Origin of the sequence: Phocicoccus schoeneichii, from assembly GCF_014635565.1 — a bacterium.
GTDB lineage: Bacteria > Bacillota > Bacilli > Staphylococcales > Salinicoccaceae > Phocicoccus > Phocicoccus schoeneichii.
The window spans coordinates 140,015-162,413 of sequence record NZ_BMDB01000004.1; the positions used below are offsets into that span (position 1 = coordinate 140,015).

General features: G+C 38.0%; 24 protein-coding genes. 11 read left to right on the top strand and 13 right to left on the bottom strand.

Annotated elements, in window-relative coordinates; genetic code table 11:
* Positions 1 to 26: 26 nt before the first annotated feature.
* The 5 genes from IEU51_RS08620 to IEU51_RS08640 are packed head-to-tail and all read right to left on the bottom strand — an operon-like array spanning position 27 to position 4,502.
* On the bottom strand, positions 27 to 1,241 hold the full coding sequence (locus tag IEU51_RS08620) for an NRAMP family divalent metal transporter (RefSeq protein ID WP_186088468.1): 1,215 nt from the start codon (positions 1,239 to 1,241) through the stop codon (positions 27 to 29).
* A gap of 1 nt (position 1,242) precedes the next feature.
* Complete coding sequence (locus IEU51_RS08625) at positions 1,243 to 2,004, bottom strand: 5-oxoprolinase subunit PxpA (protein ID WP_186088467.1); 762 nt, start codon at positions 2,002 to 2,004, stop codon at positions 1,243 to 1,245.
* Positions 2,005 to 2,053: 49 nt separating this feature from the next.
* Positions 2,054 to 2,965, bottom strand: a complete 912-nt coding sequence (locus tag IEU51_RS08630) for a 5-oxoprolinase subunit C family protein (RefSeq protein ID WP_186088466.1) — start codon at positions 2,963 to 2,965, stop codon at positions 2,054 to 2,056.
* Positions 2,949 to 3,617 (bottom strand): 5-oxoprolinase subunit PxpB, encoded by a 669-nt coding sequence (gene pxpB / locus IEU51_RS08635; RefSeq protein ID WP_186088465.1) that lies wholly within the window; start codon positions 3,615 to 3,617, stop codon positions 2,949 to 2,951. Before pxpB ends, IEU51_RS08630 begins: the two co-directional genes overlap by 17 nt.
* A gap of 57 nt (positions 3,618 to 3,674) precedes the next feature.
* On the bottom strand, positions 3,675 to 4,502 hold the full coding sequence (locus IEU51_RS08640) for a YitT family protein (protein WP_229713938.1): 828 nt from the start codon (positions 4,500 to 4,502) through the stop codon (positions 3,675 to 3,677).
* A gap of 189 nt (positions 4,503 to 4,691) precedes the next feature.
* Here IEU51_RS08640 and IEU51_RS08645 point away from each other — a divergent pair, with 189 nt between their 5' ends.
* Positions 4,692 to 5,084: a VOC family protein gene (locus tag IEU51_RS08645; RefSeq protein WP_186088463.1), complete on the top strand. Its 393-nt coding sequence runs from the start codon at positions 4,692 to 4,694 to the stop codon at positions 5,082 to 5,084.
* Between the two features lie 79 nt (positions 5,085 to 5,163).
* Here the strand turns inward: IEU51_RS08645 and IEU51_RS09390 are convergent, their stop codons facing one another.
* Positions 5,164 to 5,298 carry a hypothetical protein gene (locus tag IEU51_RS09390; RefSeq protein ID WP_268234197.1) on the bottom strand — a complete coding sequence of 45 codons (135 nt, stop codon included), beginning with the start codon at positions 5,296 to 5,298 and terminating at the stop codon, positions 5,164 to 5,166.
* A 387-nt stretch (positions 5,299 to 5,685) separates the two neighbouring features.
* Entirely contained in the window at positions 5,686 to 6,474 is a 789-nt protein-coding gene (locus tag IEU51_RS08650) for a class I SAM-dependent methyltransferase (protein WP_186088462.1), read from the bottom strand.
* A gap of 113 nt (positions 6,475 to 6,587) precedes the next feature.
* Between IEU51_RS08650 and IEU51_RS08655 the strand changes: the two genes are divergently transcribed.
* The 3 genes from IEU51_RS08655 to IEU51_RS08665 all read left to right on the top strand — a co-directional run bounded on the left by IEU51_RS08655 (position 6,588) and on the right by IEU51_RS08665 (position 8,826).
* On the top strand, positions 6,588 to 6,764 hold the full coding sequence (locus IEU51_RS08655; RefSeq protein ID WP_186088461.1) for a hypothetical protein: 177 nt from the start codon (positions 6,588 to 6,590) through the stop codon (positions 6,762 to 6,764).
* 48 nt (positions 6,765 to 6,812) lie between these two features.
* Positions 6,813 to 8,300, top strand: a complete 1,488-nt coding sequence (locus tag IEU51_RS08660; protein WP_186088460.1) for an MDR family MFS transporter — start codon at positions 6,813 to 6,815, stop codon at positions 8,298 to 8,300.
* A 259-nt stretch (positions 8,301 to 8,559) separates the two neighbouring features.
* Positions 8,560 to 8,826 carry a hypothetical protein gene (locus IEU51_RS08665; protein WP_186088459.1) on the top strand — a complete coding sequence of 89 codons (267 nt, stop codon included), beginning with the start codon at positions 8,560 to 8,562 and terminating at the stop codon, positions 8,824 to 8,826.
* A 208-nt stretch (positions 8,827 to 9,034) separates the two neighbouring features.
* Here the strand turns inward: IEU51_RS08665 and IEU51_RS08670 are convergent, their stop codons facing one another.
* On the bottom strand, positions 9,035 to 9,598 hold the full coding sequence (locus IEU51_RS08670) for an NAD(P)H-hydrate epimerase (RefSeq protein ID WP_186088458.1): 564 nt from the start codon (positions 9,596 to 9,598) through the stop codon (positions 9,035 to 9,037).
* Between the two features lie 160 nt (positions 9,599 to 9,758).
* Here IEU51_RS08670 and IEU51_RS08675 point away from each other — a divergent pair, with 160 nt between their 5' ends.
* Together IEU51_RS08675 and IEU51_RS08680 are read left to right on the top strand one after the other, a co-directional pair.
* Positions 9,759 to 11,258, top strand: a complete 1,500-nt coding sequence (locus tag IEU51_RS08675) for an SLC13 family permease (protein ID WP_186088457.1) — start codon at positions 9,759 to 9,761, stop codon at positions 11,256 to 11,258.
* A gap of 180 nt (positions 11,259 to 11,438) precedes the next feature.
* On the top strand, positions 11,439 to 13,127 hold the full coding sequence (locus tag IEU51_RS08680) for an IS1182 family transposase (RefSeq protein ID WP_186088456.1): 1,689 nt from the start codon (positions 11,439 to 11,441) through the stop codon (positions 13,125 to 13,127).
* 18 nt (positions 13,128 to 13,145) lie between these two features.
* On the opposite strand, the gene pepT is transcribed toward IEU51_RS08680, so the two are convergent.
* The gene (pepT, locus tag IEU51_RS08685; protein WP_186088455.1) at positions 13,146 to 14,372 is read right to left on the bottom strand and encodes a peptidase T; all 1,227 of its coding nucleotides are present in this window, start codon (positions 14,370 to 14,372) and stop codon (positions 13,146 to 13,148) included.
* Positions 14,373 to 14,469: 97 nt separating this feature from the next.
* Positions 14,470 to 15,531, bottom strand: coding sequence for a D-alanine--D-alanine ligase family protein (locus IEU51_RS08690; protein WP_186088454.1), 1,062 nt, complete (start codon positions 15,529 to 15,531; stop codon positions 14,470 to 14,472).
* Between the two features lie 136 nt (positions 15,532 to 15,667).
* Between IEU51_RS08690 and IEU51_RS08695 the strand changes: the two genes are divergently transcribed.
* The 3 genes from IEU51_RS08695 (at position 15,668) to IEU51_RS08705 (ending at position 18,331) form a co-directional block, all read left to right on the top strand.
* Positions 15,668 to 17,176, top strand: coding sequence for an ABC transporter ATP-binding protein (locus IEU51_RS08695; RefSeq protein ID WP_186088453.1), 1,509 nt, complete (start codon positions 15,668 to 15,670; stop codon positions 17,174 to 17,176).
* Positions 17,177 to 17,190: 14 nt separating this feature from the next.
* On the top strand, positions 17,191 to 18,027 hold the full coding sequence (locus IEU51_RS08700; RefSeq protein WP_186088452.1) for a prephenate dehydratase: 837 nt from the start codon (positions 17,191 to 17,193) through the stop codon (positions 18,025 to 18,027).
* Positions 18,028 to 18,139: 112 nt separating this feature from the next.
* The gene (locus IEU51_RS08705; RefSeq protein ID WP_186088451.1) at positions 18,140 to 18,331 is read left to right on the top strand and encodes a hypothetical protein; all 192 of its coding nucleotides are present in this window, start codon (positions 18,140 to 18,142) and stop codon (positions 18,329 to 18,331) included.
* A 54-nt stretch (positions 18,332 to 18,385) separates the two neighbouring features.
* Here IEU51_RS08705 and IEU51_RS08710 read toward each other — a convergent pair whose 3' ends face one another.
* Both IEU51_RS08710 and IEU51_RS08715 read right to left on the bottom strand, forming a co-directional pair.
* A complete protein-coding gene (locus IEU51_RS08710; protein ID WP_186088450.1) occupies positions 18,386 to 18,541 on the bottom strand; it encodes a hypothetical protein in 156 nt (51 codons plus the stop codon).
* Positions 18,542 to 18,547: 6 nt separating this feature from the next.
* A complete protein-coding gene (locus tag IEU51_RS08715; protein WP_186088449.1) occupies positions 18,548 to 19,123 on the bottom strand; it encodes a nitroreductase family protein in 576 nt (191 codons plus the stop codon).
* 73 nt (positions 19,124 to 19,196) lie between these two features.
* On the opposite strand from IEU51_RS08715, the gene IEU51_RS08720 reads away from it, so the two are divergent.
* Together IEU51_RS08720 and IEU51_RS08725 are read left to right on the top strand one after the other, a co-directional pair.
* A complete protein-coding gene (locus IEU51_RS08720; protein WP_186088448.1) occupies positions 19,197 to 19,472 on the top strand; it encodes a hypothetical protein in 276 nt (91 codons plus the stop codon).
* A 21-nt stretch (positions 19,473 to 19,493) separates the two neighbouring features.
* The gene (locus IEU51_RS08725; RefSeq protein WP_186088447.1) at positions 19,494 to 20,870 is read left to right on the top strand and encodes a hypothetical protein; all 1,377 of its coding nucleotides are present in this window, start codon (positions 19,494 to 19,496) and stop codon (positions 20,868 to 20,870) included.
* 24 nt (positions 20,871 to 20,894) lie between these two features.
* Here IEU51_RS08725 and IEU51_RS08730 read toward each other — a convergent pair whose 3' ends face one another.
* Positions 20,895 to 22,337 (bottom strand): MDR family MFS transporter, encoded by a 1,443-nt coding sequence (locus IEU51_RS08730; RefSeq protein WP_186088446.1) that lies wholly within the window; start codon positions 22,335 to 22,337, stop codon positions 20,895 to 20,897.
* Positions 22,338 to 22,399 lie beyond the last annotated feature (62 nt).

Here is a 22,399-nt window from a genome sequence, read left to right on the forward strand (position 1 = left end):
AATGTAAATTATTTTCTATCATACATTTAAAATAAAATACGCAATTCGTAAATCATATAGAATGCTGCAATGAATGTGAAGATTAAAGCAATCACTCCAAAAATAGACATCCATAGCGGATGTTTGTATGCTCCGACGATATCTTTACGTCTAGTAGCGTGGAGCATACCACCTAAAATGACCGGTATTAAAATTCCATTTAGTGCAAATGAAAACAACACTAGTGTCGTCGGTTCTTCCACCATCAGATAGATTAGCCATGCAGTTACGATATACATGACAAGTACAATATTTAGGTGTTTCTTCAGCGCGATATTATAGCTCTGTATCATCGTACCAGCCGTATAAGTTGTCGCAGAAATCGACGTAACTGCCGCTATTATAAAAAGCACTCCAAGTGCAACATTACCGTAATCGCCGTAGATCTCAACAAATGCATTCTCTAACACACTATCACTAAATAGAATCGTATTTGATGCTAAGAGTCCAATGACAATTAGGAAGATAAACACACGTACCAAACTCGTTAAAACCACACTTAAATTCGATGCACGTGTTACAACATGTCGATATTTCATGCCTGTAATCTTACCATCTATCAATCTGTGAGCTCCTGATAGTGAAATGTATCCACCTATCGTACCAGCTAAAACCATCGCAATCGGGACAATCGTACGCTCAATATTTTGAGGCATTATCGTGCGTACAAATACTTCATCATATGGCACTTTATTGAATACAAAGAGATATGTAAATGCTGTAATCAATAGAATCACAATTCCTAAAATAGGCGCAATCAAGTCAAGGTTATCTCTACCTGCCTTAAATGCGAATATTAATATTGCTAAGAATACACCAATCGTTGCTCCAATTTTTAAATCAAGTCCGAAAGCTAAGTTAAACCCTACTCCCATACCAATGATTGCAATGATATTAAATGCGAGTCCGCCGAGAATCACAAAAAATGAAATGACGTTTCCTAGCTTTGGTACGATTGTATTTATCAGTTGATGGATTGGTTTTCCACTCACTGAGACCACACGCCATAAGTTCAATTGGAAACCGAGTTCTATGATTAGTGTGACCAAAATTACAAACGCGAATGTCGTCTTTAATTCATTTGTTAGATCAGCTGTAGTAAGTAAAAATGCTGGTGTAATTGACGCTGTCATCATGATGAAGATTGCACCAATTAACTTTCGTTTCTGTTGATTATCTAGTAAATTAAATTCTTTGAACATCTCAGTTCACCACACTTTGAAATTGATAATTTTTTGTTTTTAACTCCTTAAATACATCCTTTAAAAATTGAACTGCACCTTCTGTGTCTCCGTGTACACATACGCTATCGACTTTAATTGGGATTTTATTACCCGTGATTGTTGTAACAGACCCCACTTCAATCATCTCTTCTAAACGTGCCGCTGCTTCTCTAGCATCTTTAATCATTGCTCCTTCACTGTTTCTTGAAACGAGCGTGCCGTCATCATTGTACGCACGGTCTAAAAAGACTTCATGAATTGTACCAAGCCCTTTATCTTCTGCGCATTTCACTAACTGTCCCATAGACATCCCCATTACGTAGAGTGACTCGTCATAGTCATAAATACTATCTACAATCGCTTGTCTAGTTTTTTTGCATACTTCTGCTTTATTGTATAACGCACCATGAGGCTTCACGTATTTCATCTTTACTCCAACACTTCTCGCAAGGCCATCCACAGCTGCAATCTGATATTTCACTAATGCATACACTTCTTTATAAGATAAAGACATGTCACGCCTCCCGAACCCTTCTAGATCTCTATATCCAGGATGGCACCCAAGTGTTACGTTATTCTGTTTTACTAAGTCAATCGTATGTACCAACGTTTCAGGATCAGACGCATGAAATCCACATGCGACATTTGCGCTCGTAACGAGTGGCAACATAGCCGCGTCGTTTCCGATTTTGAACGCCCCAAAACTTTCTCCTAAGTCTGCATTAATATCGATGGTCTTCATACGTTTCCCTCCACTTTACTTTAGTTATAGCTTATCAAAATAAGCATCATTAGGGTAAATAATACGTACCTTGTATACGCTCCATCTCTTCATTATATAGCGCTCTCGCATCCTCAATCGAAATCTCTTCAAAGTAAACAAGACTCTCTAGCCGTGCGTCAGCAAGTATTGGCAAGTCGACTTTAGCTACTGTACCGAGTCTTAAATATCCACCGGTCGTTTGACGATCATTCATGAGCACCATAGGGTTACCGTCTTTTGTTACTTGGATTAAACCAAGACGTGTGACGTCACTCACAATATCGTATTCATCCGCTTCAATCTTAGTCCCTGATAATTTAATAGCCATACGATTTGAATCAGATTGAATGGTATAACTCTCTTTAAAGAACGAATCTAAATTTTTGACGCGTTCCGCATCTTCACCTATCATGACACGAATCACTGGCTTCCCTTTATATGTTTTAACCGTTGGATATTTTGACATGATTTTCTTCTCTAATGATGCTTCATTAGCGCCATCAATCTTGATGACGTCTCCTTTACGTAACGGATGTATATCTAAGAGTTGACTATGAACCGATTGACTGCCAAGTATATGGTTAGAGTTCATCCTACCATCTACAGCGATATATCCTCTCGTGTCGAGCAATCGCCCCACCTTGACGTGATCTCCTTCTTTTAATTCAATAAAAGATGCTGTAGAGACAATAGAACCATTTAGCCTAATTTTCTCAGTCCCAAACACTGCAATTGTTATGTCTTTTAAAACTTCAAACTCTGGACCTACGATTGTCATTTCGATCACTGGATTTGATAATGGGTTATCTAGCATCTTGTTAGACAACATCATCGCACGAAAATTCATGGCTCCAGATTCACTTTGCCCGAATTTCTCAACGCCCGTACGTCCCAAATCTTGAATAGATGAATACATCCCTGGCTTAATTATTCTTATCATTATTTAGCCTCCGATATTCATCAATAGTAATAGAATTAAATTTCACATAATTTCCAGGTCTTACAATAGGAATACCCTCTTTCACCATTTCTATTGGTGTGCGTCCAATAATATTCCATCCACCTGGTGCATTTTGCGGATATACACCCGTTTGACCACCAGCAATTCCGACGCTCCCCTTGTCAATTTTTTTGCGAGGCGTGTCTAACCTTTCTTTATAGAGTCTTTTATCTAGTCCACCAAGATACATAAATCCAGGCAAGAAGCCAAGCATATAAACGCGGTATTCATTCTTTGTGTGAAGTTCAATGAGTTCTTCTATTGGCATATCGAACTTGTCTTGATCTATTCCAAACTCCGAATCGTAACAGACAGGAATTTCTACAATTTTTTTCTCAAGAGTTTCGATTTTAATATGATCCAAATTCTTTATGAGTGTTTGAATGTTTTCTTTTACATCATTTACGTCCATCTTAAAGATATCCCACTGCACAGTTACAGCGTTATACGAAACATTCACGTTAAGTATAGGCATCATACTTTCTTCAATCTGTTGCATCAAGGAAATCAGTTTTTCGTGTTCTTTAATGGTGAGCGTGTTTTTATCTTTAAAAATAACTAGTCTATCTTCTGAAATCTCTTTTATATTCATACCGACTTCACCCTTTATGTAAAAAAAGATGAGATTTCTACATCTCATCTTTAGCATTTATATTAAGAAGTTACCTAAAACGTCGTTTACGTCGTGGACGATTACAAACGCGTCTTCGTCATTATTCTTAATCAGGCGCTTAAGTCGTGACAACTGATTCTTATTAATAACAACATAAAGGACTTCTTTATTTTCTTGTGTGTAATATCCTTTACCTTTAAGTATCGTCACACCACGTTCAATATCCACAGTGATGAGTTTCGCTAATACTTCTGGTCGTTTAGATATAATTGTGATTGCTTTTTTCGGATTCATACCTTCGATAATAAAGTCCATCACTTTTGTCGCAATGTATAATGCGATAACAGTAAGTAGAATTTGTTCTAAGTCCATTACTGTTAAACCGATTGCGATAACGATTAGGTCAAAGAATAAAAGTGCATATGAGACGTTTACATCTAGGTATTTATTTGCGATTCTCGCTAAGATAGTCGTCCCTGCTGTTGTTGACCCTACTCTAAAGATTAGACCAATACCGAGACCAATTAAAAGTCCACCGAATACCATGTTTACGATGATATTTTCAGTTTCCAACACCCATGTTTCTGTTAACCAAATCATAAGTGAGTTCATTGGTACTGTAAATAATGTATAAATCATTGCTCGTTTAGATAAAAACTTGAACCCAACTGCAAGTAGTACCATGTTAATTAAAAAGTTCGTAAGTGCAGGAGAATATCCAAACGCATAATAGATAATAATAGATAGACCGATAACCCCACCTTCTGCAAGGTTTCCTCCGATCATGAATGTATTAACTCCAATAGCAAATAGAAATGAACCAATAGTAATAACAATTAAGTTAATCAGTGTTTGCACAGTCATCTGACGTGTAATTGGAAGTTTCTTCTTTTCAAACTCCCTAAATTTCTTTTTCTTCTTTTCGTTCATCTCTATCTCTCCTTTCGCACAGTAGTTTAATTTTATAAGAAAGCAAACGATTATTCAATGCACAAGATTGGCAAATATCTCTGATATACTATATTTAAATTTAAATATTGGAGGTTTACTCAAATGAAATCTATTACACCATTTCTCATGTTTGAAGGTCGAGCTGAGGAAGCAATTATGTTCTACCAGTCTGTCTTCGATGACGTCGAAGTTGTTTTTTTAAATAGATTTGGACCTGAATCAAACGAATGGGAAGGAAAAATCATGCAAGGTTTGATTCGCATTGGCGAACTAAACATCATGGTCTCCGATTCATCAGTATCACATGATTTCTCGTTTACACCGTCTACTAGTCTCTTCATTGAGTGCGAGTCAATGAATGAGCAAATGAGGTACTACGAAAAAATTAAATCCAAAGGTGCCATACTCATGCCAATCGACGACTATGGATTCAGTAAACAGTTCGCATGGGTTTCAGATCCATTCGGATTCACTTGGCAATTAAATTTAAATTAAAAAGAAAAAAGACGCCCCTCCTACTTTAAGGATTGGACGTCTTTAACTTTTTCGATTCTAAAATTCATAAAAATACGTATTAGCCAACTAATTTAGATAAGAATGAATCATTTTTACGACTCACTTTGCTCTCTTTAAGTCTTGAATTGTTCATTGCTACCTGTTTAAATTCCTTAATGCGTTGTTCCGCTGGAATAATTGATGTAGTGTACACTCTTTTCCCTCCTTTAATTTAAAATTTATTTCATACATCGTTTTGACCTGTGTGGCTTTTGTCACTTATTATAATACCTTATGTACCAAGGGATTTCAATTATTATGATTACTATTTATCAATGTTCATCTCTTTGGAATATTCTGATATTTCAATATTAATTAATAGTAATTGAAATAAAATTACGAAAAGAGTTCTGTCAATTCTTTCCATGCATATAATCGAATATTAATACATATAATAACGTTTTCTTCGAGTTTTTATGACTTTTCAGATAAAAACAATACTTTTTAGTGTAAATGTACAATGAAATTTATTGTAAAATGTAACCGTTATCTTTATCTTGCATAAAAAAAATAAGCGCAATATTTTTGCGCTTATTCAATACTATTCTTTATTTTTGTTCTTTAAAATTGCTGTTGAAAGTACATGAGGTACTTTATGTTTTTTATCTCTATCGATATCTTTAAGCATTTCAGTAAGGTTATCTACGACCTCTTTTTTACGTTTGTCACTATGTCTAGATAACCAAGAAGAGGTTTCAATACGTTTTGTCCACTCTTCGTCAGTAAATTTTAGTCGATAATCTTTTTTGAATAACTCTATTAAGTCAAATTTTTCAAATTTAAGTTCGCTAAACCACTCTACTGGAAAACCACTAATCATTTGAATCGAATATTTTTTTGAACCTGCTGGATCTAGTTTTTCACCTTTTGCAGATTCTTTGATGATTTTCATTGTTTGCTTCATCATCTTGTTGTTCACTCTAAATCCAATGTCTGAGATTACTAATAATCCGTCTGGCTTTAATAGACGTAAAACTTCTTTAATTACTTTTCCACTTTCAAAGTATTGCCAAGCACGTAGTGCTATAACAACATCATACTTTTGTTCTTTTAAAGGAATAGATTCTGCCATACCATTAATAAAGGTAACATTTTTACCTTTAGTATATTCTTCGCCAAGTTTTATGAACGTATCTGATGGTTCGAGTGCATCTACAATCGCACCTTCATCCGCCATCATTGCACTTAAAAATCCAGGACCGGCACCTAAATCGAGGACATTTTTTCCTTTTAAATCTACGCCTCTAATCTTTAATTCGTCTAAAAATTCATCCGGAATATCATTTCTATTTTCATAATACTCATATTCAAACTTATGTGTCTTTTCCATAGTAACCCTCTTCCATTTTAATATTTCGGTTATCGAACTTATTTATTGTTTTTTGCACTTAGTTGGGTGTATCATACTATATGTTGTTAATTTTAGTAAAGGGAGGGAACAGAATGACCAAGCTGCTTACTGCTTTATTATCAATAGCTATAATGATTTTTGTTTCTCATTTTTTACTTGATCTTATTATTCCATCACTTGGCACTCGTAATATTTCGCTTGCAATTGTGATTGGAGCTGTAGCCGGTTTCTATATCTATACCCTAATTGACAATAAATATTTTGATTGAATCATTTAATGTTCAATGCAATTAACATTTTGAATTGGAGGCGTCTTTTTGTCAAAAACTTCACCTGATAAACCAGATTATCGCTTGATAACGATACTTATCACTGGTGCTTTTATTGCTTTTCTTTCTAACACTTTCTTAAACGTCGCCTTGCCTTCTATAAAAGATGAGTTTGATATATCCACTGGTACTGTTCAATGGGTATCTACATCATACATGCTTGTGTCTGGAATTGTCATCCCGACGACAGCATATCTCATGAACAAGTTTAGCGCAAGGCAAATTTTCTTATCTGCAATGAGCTTATTCTTATTAGGCGCTACTATTGCAGGTTTTTCAATCAGCTTCCCGATGCTCATCGTCGGTCGTATGATTCAAGCTGCTGGATCAAGCATACTCATGCCGCTCTTAATGAATACAATGATTCGAAGCTTCCCTCCAGAAAAGCGTGGGACTGCTATGGGATTATTTAGTCTCGTCATGTTCTTCGCACCAGCAATTGGCCCGACACTTTCTGGATTTATCGTTCAATCATACTCATGGAACATGCTTTTCATTATGATGTTACCAGTTATTATTATCATACTTGTCGTTGGATATAAGCTCTTACCTGAGATTAAAAACAACAATAAAGCTGTAATGGATATTCCATCTGTAATTTTATCTACACTTGGTTTTGGTGCTCTACTATACGGACTCGTTTCTGCTGGTGACCACAAGTTGCTTTCGATTATTACTCTTGCACCAATATTTATAGGTTTAATTCTCGTGTATATATATATAATGAGACAGATGAAATTAGAGATGCCGATGTTAAACTTTCGTGTGTATAAACATAAGATGTATACGCTCGGAGCAATCATTAGCTCAGCGTCTAACATGGGACTCTTTGCTGGTATGATTTTAGTCCCTTTGTTCTTACAAGATATCCAAGGCAAATCACCGATTGAAACGGGACTTTTACTCTTACCTGGTGCGTTAATCATGGGATTCCTTTCACCAGTGTCTGGTAAGCTATTCGACAAAGTTGGTCCAAAATGGCTTGCTATTGTTGGTTTAATTCTCGCGACTATCACTACGTACATGTTCAGTAAACTGACATTTGATACAAGCTTTGGTTACCTACTCACATTATATATGGTGAGAGCTTTTGGTATGACAATGGTAAACACTCCTGTTATGACAAACGGTATGAATGACTTACCTAGGGAATTAACACCTGATGGATCATCTCTAAACAGTATGATGAACCAAGTATCAGGAGCAGTTGGTATCGCTGTTTTAATCTCCGTGATGCAAGGATATATGAACTTCCAGTTAAGTAAAATCGCAAACCCTACTCAGCTAGAAATTAACCAAGCAATGCTAGATGGAATAAATCTAAGCTTCTTTGTAGGATCAATATTCATGGCAATTGGACTCTTAACTGCACTATTCCTAAAACCAGCCTACTCAACAGAGAATCTGGAAGACGGAATCACATCAGTGAGACCTATTGGCGAATCACATAAAATTAAACGAAAAGAACAAGATTAAAAAAGAGGCTGGGACATAAGTCCTGAAAAGATGTAATGTTTCACAGAGAATAGATAAAATCCGTACGTTAGACTCCTAGGGGAAAAGCACCAGCGTAAGACTACAGGCTTACGCGATGCCCCAGGAAAGCTAACGTACGGATTATTTTTTCTTAAGATACTTATGTCCCCGCCCCTCTTACTATTTGATATTATATATGAAGTACAAGATGCAAAATAGCTTTTAAGCGATTTAATTTTAAACAACAAGGGGCGAATCTATGAGGATTTTTCATGATTACACAGACTTATTATCAAAATTTTTATTTGATTTAAAGAAAGCAGAAATAGCAGATGATGAATATGTTTATGTAACTAGAGAGGTAGAACAATCAATATATGATAGTAATACCAATGATGTAGCGAAGTATAATCCTGTCTCAAGTTATTATTTATATTTAGATAAAATTGAAGATAGTATAAGTTACGAAAGAATCAAAGTCATTCATCTAATCGATGAACTTACTACTATAAATAATTGGAGATAAACGAGGTTATCTCTTTTTTCTAATACATCTCAATTATATAATCCCTAAACTCCTTTGGCCAGGCCGGCGTTGCCGGTATCGTTGATGAAGATTTCTCCGTCAGGAGTTGCGACCAAAGCATTATGTTCGACTGTACGGTTTCCTCGATCGCTTTCTTCGGTAAGCCTATATGAATCACTTTTGCCACCCCATAATATTTGCGTGCAGGCTAAGTATAATAGCTTAACTTTGGCAGCCCGATGATCAGCGTATGATCGGCCTGCAGCGCATGTTCCGGCACCGGGGATTCATCTGCCGGGACACCGCTGGGAAGATCTACAGATATTATTGTGTTATCCATTTTGTTCAATTCCCTGAAAATTTCTTTATAAGGTGAACGGATCTCCCCTTTGATCCCGGTCCCGAGCATCGTATCGACGATGATGTCCGCACTTTCTGCTGGGGCCTGATCATATTGTGTGAAACTGAAACCTGAGTTGAGGTAAATGTTCATATGGTACTCTGCATCGCCCTTGATTTTATCCCTTTCAGGAATAACGCAAACGCTCACATGGTAACCATTTTCCTGCAGCACCTTGGCGATGACAAAACCATCCCCGCCGTTATTGCCGCTGCCGATGAGGACGCAAAACTTTTGCCTCCCAAAGTTTTTCATAATGTTCTTTGCGGCGACACGCCCTGCATTTTCCATCAATATCCGTCCGTCAATGCCAATTTCTTCGATCGCGTACCGATCGACGGCTTTCATCTCTTCACCTGCGACGACTCTCATAAAAAACACCTCCACTTAGAGTATAAGGGAAGCCTGAAGACTTATAAATATGACCAGATGATTAAGAATAATGAATTTTTTGTGATACTTTTCATAAAGGGTACCCATCACAGTGTAAATTTGATACACTCATAGTAATTAAACAATAGGAGGACCACTTATGACAGGAAAAGAGAATAAAGAATTCAAGCCGATTTGGGTCATCGTCAGTTTCGCGGTCTTAATTGCAATCAATCTGATTCCGGCTCCTGATGATTTGAGTGTCATCGGTCTCCGTGCCCTTTCGATACTGGCTTTTGCTGTCATCATGTGGGTGACTGAAGCTGTGAAGTACCCCGTCTCTGCAGTGATGATTGCCACGCTTATGATTGTTCTGCTCGGCTTCTCCCCTGTCGGGGAGCTCGGTGAGACGCTGGGGGATGCAGATTTGTCAGGCTCTGATATGCTGGGTACATCAAACGCACTGTCACTTGCATTCGTCGGCTTTTCGACCTCTGCAGTCGCCCTTGTAGCCGCAGCGCTCTTCCTTGCCAGTGCGATGCAGATCACCAACCTGCATAAGCGTATGGCGCTTTATGTACTCAAGGTCGTCGGCAACAAAACCAACGCCATCGTGCTCGGCACAATCATGGTGTCAGTGATCCTTGCATTTTTCGTGCCATCTGCAACAGCACGCGCCGGTGCAGTGATTCCGATCTTGATCGGGATGGTGGCTGCATTCGGTCTGACGAAACAAAGCAAGCTTGCAACATTGCTGGTCATCACTGCAGTCCAGGCCGTCTCCATCTGGAATGTCGGCATTAAAACAGCGGCTGCTCAGAATCTTGTGGCAATCGGGTTCATCAACGAAGCCATGGGGCAGGATGTTTCATGGATTGAGTGGTTCATCTATGCAGCGCCATGGTCTATTCTCATGAGTATAGTACTTTATTTCACCATGACCCGACTCTTTAAATCTGAAACCAGCGAAATCGAAGGCGGCCGGGAAATGATTCAGCAGGAAATTGAGAAGCTCGGTCCCATCAAGCCATCTGAAATAAGGTTGATCATCATCGCAGGGCTTCTGCTGGCGATGTGGTCGACGGAAGGCATACTGCATCCATTCGATTCCGCTTCGGTTACACTCATTGCGCTTGCCCTCATGCTGGCACCTAAGCTCGGCGTGTTCACCTGGAAACAGGTTGAGGGCACAATCAACTGGGGCACGATCATCGTATTTGCAATCGGTATTTCACTCGGGACGGTACTGCTCAGAACAGGCGCTGCCCAATGGCTATCCGATGTGACTTTCGGGGCGATGGGTCTCCAGTCCATGCCGCTGCTTGCAGTGATTGCACTTGTGAGTATTTTCAACATCCTGATACATCTTGGTTTTGCAAGTGCGACAAGTCTGGCGTCGGCACTGATTCCTGTCTTCATCGCCCTGACGACTACGCTCGGGCTTGGAGAGTCCAGCCTCGGCTTCGTACTTATCCAGCAGTTTGTCATATGTTTCGGGTTTTTACTTCCGGTCAGTGCGCCTCAAAATATGCTTGCCTACGGTACTGATACATTTACAGTCCAGGACCTACTTAAATCAGGCATTGTCCTGACAATCGTAGGATATATTCTCATATTGATACTTTCAGCGACATACTGGCAGTGGATTGGATTAATATAAATGAAACAGGCTGGGACAAAACTCCCCAGTAGATTAAGAAGATAAGCGAGGCAGTCACAATTCAGAATTGTGACTGCCTCGCTTCATTTTTATAACAAATATATCTTGTTTTTTGTAAACAAAAGGGACACCTTCTGATAAAGTTAAAGTCACCACAACCCAATTATCGGAGGTATCCCTATGTTTAAAGATTATAACATGAATCAAGTGGTTTTGCCGCTGGATCTGGAGAGAAAACTGAAAGAAAACGATATCGCTTTTACCGTGCATCAAATGGTGGAACAGATTCCGGATGATGCGTTCAACGGTTTCTTGCGTGAAACAGGCTGCCCGGCCTATCATCCCCGCATGATGATGAAAATCATCCTATGTGCCTATACCCAATCCGTATTTTCCGGTCGTAAGATCGAAGCATTACTGGAAGACAGTGTGCGGATGATGTGGCTGGCGCAGGGGTATGAACCCAGCTACCGGACGATCAACCGTTTTCGGGTGCATCCAGAAGTTAAGACACTGCTGCGTCAATGTTTCGTGCAGTTTCGCTGTCAACTGGTTGAGGCGCAGCTGATTGACGATGAAGCGATTTTCATCGACGGGACAAAGATTGAAGCGAATGCCAACAAATTTACGTTTGTATGGCGGAAATCAATCGAAAATCATAGTGCGCAATTAGTGGAAAACTCCAATAAAATGTACGATGAATTATTGGCACAGTCCATCATTCCGGAAATCGAACGGGAAAACCCGGAGGTCCTCTCTACTGAAGCACTCAATCAAATTGTGGCCCACTTGGACGATACAGTGAAAACATATGACAAACAAATCGAAGAGAGTGACGATGCCAAAGAACGGAAGCAACTGCGTTCAGAGCGGAAAGCGCCGAAACAATATCGTAAAAAATTCAAAGATTATTTGGCCCGTCATTTGAAATATCAAACGGCCCTGGGCATCTTCGGCAACCGAAATAGTTATTCAAAAACGGATCCCGACGCGACGTTTATGCGAATGAAAGACGACTATATGGGGAATGGCCAATTAAAAGCCGACTATAATATTCAACTGGCCACAGAAGGCCAATATGCGTTGGCGTATGAAGTCTTCCCGAATCCAACGGATACGCGAACGTTCATCCCTTTCCTGGATACCATTGAAAATAATTACTTTAAATTGCCGAACTATATTGTCGCGGATGCCGGCTATGGCAGTGAACAAAATTATGAAGATGTGATTCACCATCGCAAACGCACACCCCTGATCACCTATAACCAATACCGAAAAGAGAAGCAGAAGAAATATAAAAACAATCCGTTCCATTTCTCGAATTGGGACTATGAGGCAGAGACGGACACTTTCACGTGCCCCAACCACCAGACACTCACATTCCGTTACCGATCCACAAGAAAAGATCGTTATGGTTATACCCGACAGTTTAAAGTCTATGAGTGTGACGATTGTTCGGACTGCCCGTTACGGCATCTATGCACCCAAGCGGAAGCAGGGAAGAATCGAAAGATTCACTACAACGAGAAATGGGAACAACAAAAAGAATATATCCGGACACAGCTTTCGAATGAAGAAACAGGTGAAATTTACGGCAAACGTAAAATCGATGTCGAGCCTGTCTTCGGATTTTTGAAGGCGAATTTGTGCTTCACTCGAATGTCAGTGAGAGGCGCAGAGAACGTGGAAAATGAATTGGGCTTTGCATTCATGGCAGTGAACTTAAGGAAGTACACTGCCAGGAAGCCCTGCCCCCCATTAAATAATGACGATTTTTCAAACCAAAAAGGTGCCAATCATGAAAAACTTATGATTGGCACCTTTTTTCAGTTATTTTGGCTGGTTATGTCCCAGCCTGTTTTTTTGTAAGTCATTGAATATGATTAATTAACTATCTTTCCCTACTAATTTTATGATTTCAACAATCGTCTTAACTGATTTTTCCATGTCATCAATGGATGCAAATTCATATTTACCATGGAAGTTTTCTCCGCCTGTAAAGATGTTTGGCGTTGGTAGTCCCATATATGAAAGTTGTGATCCGTCTGTCCCACCTCTGATTGGCTCAATCACAGGTGTAATATCTAGTGACTCCATCGCTTCTTTCGCATACTCTACGATTTCTATATGAGGCTCAATCTTATCTTTCATATTGTAGTACTGATCTTCCATTAGAAGATCAATTTTAGCGTTCGTATGTTTTTCTTGCAATGCTTTTACTGCATCTTGCATCTGTATTTTACGCGCTTCAAATTTCTCTTTGTCATGGTCTCTAATGATGTATTCTAAGACTGTTTTTTCTGTTGTACCTTCGATTTCCATTAAATGGAAGAATCCTTCATATCCTTCTGTGTGCTCTGGAGTATCTTTCTCATCAAACTGTAAGATAAACTCAGCCGCTATACGACCTGAGTTTACCATAACGTTTTTAGCTGTACCTGGATGGACATTCGTACCGTGAATAATCACCTTAACTCCTGTAGCGTTAAAGCTCTCATATTGAAGCTCACCCACTGGTCCTCCGTCTACAGTATACGCGAAATCTGCTCCAAATTTCTCTACGTCAAAGTGATGGGGTCCGCGACCAATTTCTTCGTCTGGAGTAAATGCGATTCTCACGTCACCGAGTGTATCTACTGGGTTGTTTTTTAAGAATTCCACTGCAGAAATAATTTCAGCAATTCCCGCTTTGTTATCTGCGCCTAGAAGTGTTGTTCCGTCAGTAGTCATCAGCGTGTGTCCGACATAGTTTTTTAGAGCTGGGAATTGTGCTTCAGTAATTGAGACATCAAGTTCTTTATTTAAAAGAATATCTCCACCTTCGTAGTTCACGACTTGTGGTTTTACATTTGTTCCAGTGAAATCAGTCGCTGTGTCTACGTGTGCTAAAAATCCTACCGTTTTCGCATTTTTGTTTTGTCCTCTTAATGTTGCGAAAAGGTATCCTTTTTCATCTAAAGTAATATCTTCTAAGCCAATTGTTTCTAGCTCTTCTTTTAATACATTGAGGAGATCAAACTGCTTCTTCGTTGAAGGCACAGTTGTACTAGATGCGTCAGATTGTGTATCAATTGTTGTATATCTTGTTAGTCTTTCAATAAGTGTTTCTTTCATAAACATAACCATCCTCTTTAAATTAATTACCTTTAGTTTACCACAAGAAAAACCCCTGTATATTGAAGTATGTCTCTTCAATATACAGGGATTTATTTTAGAATAATGGATTGTTTGTCATAAGTGCGACTTCTTTTTCATGACGTTTTAAAGCAAGATTAATCAGTTCATCGAGTAGTTCACTATAAGGAATACCAGAAACTTCAATGAGTTTTGGATACATTGAAATCGAAGTGAATCCTGGTAACGTGTTAATCTCGTTTACTAAGACTTGTCCAGATTCTGTTAAGAATACATCCACTCTTGAGAATCCTTCACAATCTAATGTTTTAAATGTGCGATATGCGACTTCTTGAATTTTTTGTTTTTCTTCTTCCGTAATTTCTGCAGGAATCATGAGAGTCGCACCGTCATCTGTAAGGTATTTTGACTCATAGTCATAGAAATCAACGTTTGAGACAATTTCTCCAGGCACTGAAATATATAACTCTTCATTTCCAAGTACTGATACTTCAATTTCACGACCCACAATCGCTTCTTCAATTAAGATCTTAGTGTCAAACTTGAAGGCTTCTTTTAATGCGTAGTCATACTCTTCTTCATTTACAACTTTAAATACACCAACTGAAGACCCTTGGTTAGCTGGCTTAATAAACATTGGAGTCCCGAGTTTTTCACTCGCATCAGTGAATGAGCATGTATCAGATTCATAATCATTTAGAACAATACCTTTCGCAACATCAATGCCTGCATAAGATAAGAGACGCTTAGTAATGTCTTTATCCATCGCAATCGCGCTTGAGCGTGTATTACATCCAGCAAATGCAACACCTGCACTATTGAATACTCCCTGAACGTTTCCGTCTTCACCGTACGTACCGTGTAATACAGGTAACATAACATCAATCGTAAGTGGTCCATTTTCTGTTTTAAACGCTTGTCCAGGCACTACGTACACTGTTTCAGCATCTTTCTTCTCTAAATCAATTTCATCTAATTCAGTCGTTGTTTTCCAAGTACCGTCTTTCAGTACATGAACTAAACGAATGGTGTATTTGTCTTTATCGATCGCATCAAGTACGCTCTTTGCGCTACGTAAAGATACTTCGTATTCAGTGGATTTACCACCATATATTAAACCAATAGTTAATTTACTCATGTATGTTCCCTCATTATATAAAGTTAGTTATATATTATCACATCAATATTAGTGATATCCATCAATCGTATGAATCTATCAAATCTATATTGTGATATAATTTTACATAACTTTAACTCGGAAGGGATGGTTTCATTTGAAGCAGTTTTTCTCCTATTACCGTCCATATAAGCTGCTTTTCACGATTGATTTCGCATCAGCAGTATTCGTTGGACTATTAGAACTTCTATTCCCTGTAATCGTCAGCTATTTTATTGACGGCTTACTCCCATCAGGAAATTGGAAGTGGATTATACTTGCTAGTATTGGTCTCCTACTCGTATATCTCATCAATACATTCATGCAGTTTGTTGTTACATATTGGGGACACATGCTCGGAACAAATATAGAAAGAGATATCAGAAATGATCTCTTTACTCATATACAAAATTTATCATATAGCTACTTTGATAACACTAAGACGGGTAAACTATTAACTCGTCTCACTAATGACTTAATGAACATTGGTGAGATGGCTCACCACGGTCCTGAAGACTTATTCATTGCCGTGATGACTCTCTTAGGTGCATTCGGAATTATGTTCTGGATTAACCCACAACTTGCGGTTATTTCATTTATCATCGTTCCACTTATTTTAGTAATTGCGATTTACTTCAATAAAAAGATGACGATTGCGTTCAGAGAACTATTCGGTCGAGTTTCTGACTTCAACCATCTGATCGAAGACAAAATTGGTGGTATTCGTTTAGTACAAGCATTCGCGAATGAAGATAAAGAGATTGCTGCTTTTAGAAAACTAAACGATGCATTTAGGCTTACGAAACTTAAGGCATATAAAATCATGTCATTCAACAACTCAAGCACATACATGCTCATGAGATTTGTTACTGTATTTATCTTAATTGCCGGTGCGTACTTCGTTATGAACGACAAAATTTCGTATGGTGAATTTGCTGCATTTATTTTAATGTCGAATATTCTATTTAAACCATTAGAGAAAATTAACGCAGTATTTGTTGGACCATCTGGTGCAGGAAAGACAACACTCACTGCACTCCTTCCAAGATTCTATGATGTGAATATGGGACAAATTACAATTGACGGAATTGACATTCGTGACCTTCAACTAAAATCACTTCGTGAACATATTGGTACCGTACAACAAGATGTGTTCTTATTCGCAGGAACTTTACGTGAAAACGTGGCATACGGAAAACTCGATGCAACAGATGAAGAAATCTATGAAGCGTTAGAGAAGGCACAACTTAAAGAACTTGTAGATAGTTATCCTCGCGGACTAGACACAGTAGTTGGAGAACGTGGAGTCAAACTTTCGGGTGGCCAAAAACAACGTATCTCCATTGCACGTATGTTCTTGAAAAACCCACCAATTCTTATTTTAGATGAAGCGACAAGTGCACTGGATACTGAGACGGAAGTTCATATCCAAAACGCATTAAACAAACTTTCTGTTGGACGCACCACTTTAATTATTGCACACAGACTTGCAACGATTAAAAACGCAGACAGGATCATGGTTGTTACTAAAGATGGAATTGTTGAAACAGGTACACACGAATCATTACTTAAAAACAGTGAAGGTATTTACCGTGCACTTCATGATGCACAGTTCAATACGTTGTAAAGGTGGATTATTACATGAAAATAGGTTATCAAGGGGTGCCAGGGAGCTATAGCTCTCTGGCATCTGCAAAATTCTTTGGAAATACACCATTTGAATCATTTGGTTACACAACTTTTAAAGAGCTCGTTCAAGCACTTATGAACGAAGACGTAGATTATATAGCGTTACCTGTCGAAAATTCAACCTCAGGTCCAATTACTAGAACCATTGATCTCATGAAATATCTAGAAGTGAGTGCAGTAAGTGAAATCTATGTGAAGATTGATCATGCATTAATCACTAAGAAAGAAACAAAATTTGAAGATATTCAAATCGTATATTCACACCCTGAGGCACTTGAACAATGCATCACATATTTAAATGAAATTGAAAAACTCGAAATCAAAGAATATCACGATACTGCAGGTGCAGTAGAAATGGTTAAAAATAGTGAACTTACAAACATTGCTGCAATTGCAGGAACGCATGCTGCTGAACTCTATGATATGAAAGTTCAAAGAGAAAATATCAGTGATAATCCATTAAACACGACGCGTTTCTTAATATTTAAAAAGAGACGTGAACCATATCTTTCACATAAAGATAAAACAAGCATTTACGTTGAGACAGAACACTCAACGGGATCACTGAACGAGATTTTAAATATCTTTAGTAAATATCACATTAACCTACTCTATTTGATGTCTCGACCAATACAGAAGAAAGCTTTCTCTTATGGCTTCTTTATTGACGTTGAACGCAGTGCAAAAGGTAATTTAACTACAAGTTTGAATGAAATCAGAGAGAAATCGATGTACTTAAATATACTTGGTACATATTCTCCTGGAGAGCCTCCAACTTTTAATAGTTAAATCATAAACATTCTATTTAAAGTCATCTCAAGAGAGATGAATACTACACACACAATGATTTTAATGTTCATGTATAATAAATACTGTATCACTTACCGGAGGAACTTAATGAATGTTTAAAAAACTATACTATGTATCCGTAGTGATTTTACTGATTGCCTTAGCACTGAACGTTGCGAGTCTCTTTACAACAGCAGTCCATCCACTACTTGGTGTGGGTTCAGCATTTATATCAGTAATACTTTTCTACTACACAAGACACAAAGCAAAAGAAGAAATCGAAGAAGAAAATAGAATGAAGTAACAAAAAGCTCACACTAAGAATGATTCTTAATGTGAGCTTATTTTTATTTTAAAGTTAAAGTTCAGTTCTCATGTTAGTGACGATTGCACCAAGTACCAAGATTAATACACCAAGGTAAGCAATGAAGTTATACTCTTTTGGTATGACTAAAATAGTAAGTAACATGAGTAGTGTCGCAAGTGCGTATAACACGTATACAAGTATTTTCATGTTTTATTAAATCCAAGTCGTCTTTTCTTCGGCATTTGTACGAATTCTCTTAGGAATCTTATCTCGTTCACCTTTTCCTAAGAAAATAACCCCGATGACTTCTTCATCTTCATCCATATTAAAGACTTCTTTCACTGGTGCACTATTGTATACCCCACCTGTTTTCCAGATCGATTGAATATCTTTTGCAGTTGCTTCTAAGAGCATATTTTGAATTGCAGCTCCAATTGAAAGAATATCTTCTTTATAGTCACCGCGCGGATTGTCTTTGTTTTCCGAATATACAACCGCAATTGCCGTTGGCGCAAAGAGTGCTTTAGAGACCATTTTGTCACGTCTCTTCTCCATTTCTTCAGAAGTTGCATCTTTAAATTTATCTTCTACAAATGACAGACATGCATTATAAAACGGCATTCTAGACTCACCTTCCATGACAATAAAACGCCATGCTTCTGTAAAGTGATGCGTCGGCGCATGTGTTGCCGCTTCAATGATATCTTTTATATCTGTATGACTCATTTTTTCATCATCTTTAAACAGCTTCGTGCTGCGACGTAATCTAATTGCTTCTTGTACGTTCATTAAAATCAACCATCCTTTTATTGTTATTTTAATGATACTATAAATATAAGAATATTTTAACTTTGGAGGTAACATGGAAAGATTTCTTAAATATACATCGTCATTTTTATTAGGTGCTTTAGGTGGCTTTGGTTTACTATGGCTTATGCTTAAAATCGACTTGAATGAACAAACCGTTTTAGGTGGTGCAATACTTTCTATTGCTGGTGCAATTTTCTTAGGTCTCGCTCAATTTTTTATTAAAAAAGTAATCGTACCTAAAGATGATCCATATCCAGGCGTGTATTTTGCGATATTTGTCACACCACTCTTTTTAATCTTTTTCGGTGCACTATTTCTTTACTTTTAAAACTAGAGTCAGGAGGATTTTATGGCTAGAGAGACGTCTCAATTCTTAAACCGAATCTATATCGGTTTTTTTATTTTATTTGTTTTATTCTTAATATACTTTTATACAGGTAATACGACAGTACAATATGCAGTTGTTACAATTGCCTCAGTCATGTTTGTAATTTCATGGTGGATGTCGTCCAAGCTTTTCAAAATTATTGGCGGAGCATTCCTACTTATTGGATTCTTACTTGCGTTTGTAAGTGGTATTTCATTTAGTGAGACGATTGTACATATCATTGATAACATGAACTTACTCTTATTCTTAAGTCTTCTTCCATTCATCAACACGGTCATTCAAGTTGGGGGTATGGAAGAGTCTATCGTTAGTTTGATAGAAGACCAAAAAGGTCGATTAGATAAAATATATAATCGTACGATTATGACAACATATGTACTCACGATATTTTTGAATATCTCATCTATCTATATCGTTCAAAATGTGCTCGGAAAAATTCTGAATGGTGAAGACAGAAATGTACGCATTCACTTTATTGCAAAAAGTACATTACGCGCATTTGGTCTTGCAGTGATGTGGAGTCCAATCGAGATACTTGTTGGTATTAGTATCGATGAGACTGGTGCATCATACTTCCAAGTCATTCCTTGGATCATTTTAATTTCAATCATTATGTACCTATACGAGATGAAAAAAGTCAGTACGGAATTCAGTCAAATCCAAATTGGATATGAATTCGAGAAGCTAGATTTTGATGCAGTTAAAAAGTCACTCATTAAACTAGCCATTATTGTAATCTCGTTTATGGCTCTCGTTATAGGTCTCGTAGAATACTTTGACTCAGGTTTCGTAATGACAGTTGCACTGATCATCATTCCTTTCTCTGTCATCACGGCAATTATCTTACGCGTGTTTAGTTACTTTTTACAAGTGTCTCTCCCTGCTTGGAAAGCCCACAATAATACCATGCAACACTTTACGGTTCTGTTTTTATCTTTAGGTGTGTTTTCTAAAGGATTTAGTGAAAGTGTCATTCCTGTGTATTTAGAGAGTATATTAAGGCAGATTGAAGGGTTCTTCCCATTTATTCTATTATTCATAATGGTGCTTATATATATCTTGTCTATGATTGGTGTACACCCAGTCGCAACGATTGGGATACTCGGGAGTATGCTTGCACCGATTATGTCCGAAGCGACAATGGTGCCAATTGCAGTTGTAATGATCGTCTGTGGCCTTGGTGTCGCAGCAGCTGCGCCATATGGTATGACATCTACTCTGACAAACCAATTGCTAAAAATTTCACCTTATAAAATCACAAAACTCAACTGGCCGTTTTCATTAAGAATTGGATTCCTAGCAATTCTCGTTGGCTCGTTCATCTATTATTTTGTATAGAAAAAAGCGTCTTTACGACGCTTTTTATTTTTCTTCTTCTAGATTGATTGGTTCTGCGCGTCTCACAAATAATGCAAGAACGAATGTAATGAGTGCACCTATAAAGCTAATCGTATACACAAACTCAACTGCGTTTGTCATTGCCTCGTTCTCTGTTGCACCTGGGTTATTTGCTAAAAACGCAAGCTTCTTGGAGTTTAATATGCTGATAAAAACAGAAACTCCAATAGCTCCACCAAGGGGTTGTAGTGTACTCATAACTGCTGATCCATGTGGATACAACGCCTTAGGTAGCTGGTTTAACCCGTTTGTTTGCGCTGGCATCATTGTCGCACTAATTGACACCATAATGAGTGCAAACCCGACGACAATCATCCATACGCTTGTATCTGGGTTAATCTTCGTATAGAAGTAAAGCACGACTGATAACACAGCTGTAGCTGGAATCATCATGACTCTTGGACCTACTTTGTCGAACAAGGCACCCATAAATGGTGATAAGAACCCGTTTAATAGACTTCCAGGTAGCATTGCCATACCAACGACTGCTGCAGAAACGAGCATCGTTGTTTGCATGTATACCGGAAGAATAATCTCTGTCGCAAACATTGTCATAACGATAATTAGAAACATCGCAATTGCGTGTAAGAATAATGGATACTTCAGCACACGTAAGTTCATGATCGGTTCTTCTAATTTAAACTGTCTCCATGCGAATAAAACAATCGCTAAAAGACCGATAATGATAGATACAATAACAACCGGACTACTGAATCCTGCTTCGGACTGCCCCACCGAACTAAACCCGTATATGGTACCACCAAATCCAATTGTAGATAAAAGGACCGATAGTACATCAATCTTAGGTTTCGTAACTTCTGATACGTTAACAAGATATTTGCTCGCAAAAATGAGTGCAAATAGGACACATGGAACTACGATAATGAATAGATATCTCCATCCAAGATACTCAACAATGACTCCTGATAATGTCGGACCCATCGCTGGCGCAAACATAATTACAAATCCAATGATACCCATGATTTTACCACGCACCGCTGGCTTATACATCACAAGCATCACATTAAATAATACTGGCATTAATGCACCGGTACCCACAGCTTGAATCATACGGCCTGTGAGTAACATTGGGAAATTTTGTGCACACGCTGCAATGATTGTTCCTGTTATAAAAATTATCATTGTACCTAAAAATATTTGTCTTGTTGTGAACCACTGGATAATGAGTGCTGAAATAGGAAGTATTATACCCATCACGAGCATAAATCCAGTTGCCATCCACTGAACTGTGGTCAGCGTGACATCAAATTCTTCCATAATTGTTGTCAATGCAACGTTTAACAAAGTTTCATTTAAAATCGCAAAGAAAGCTCCAATGATGAGAGAGGTCATGATCATCTTCGAATTAACTGAAGGATCATCTGCTAAAAACTCATACTTTTTCATATATATTATTTTCCTCCTACTTTCCTCTTAAAAAACATTAGTCCATTATACTCCTTGTAACC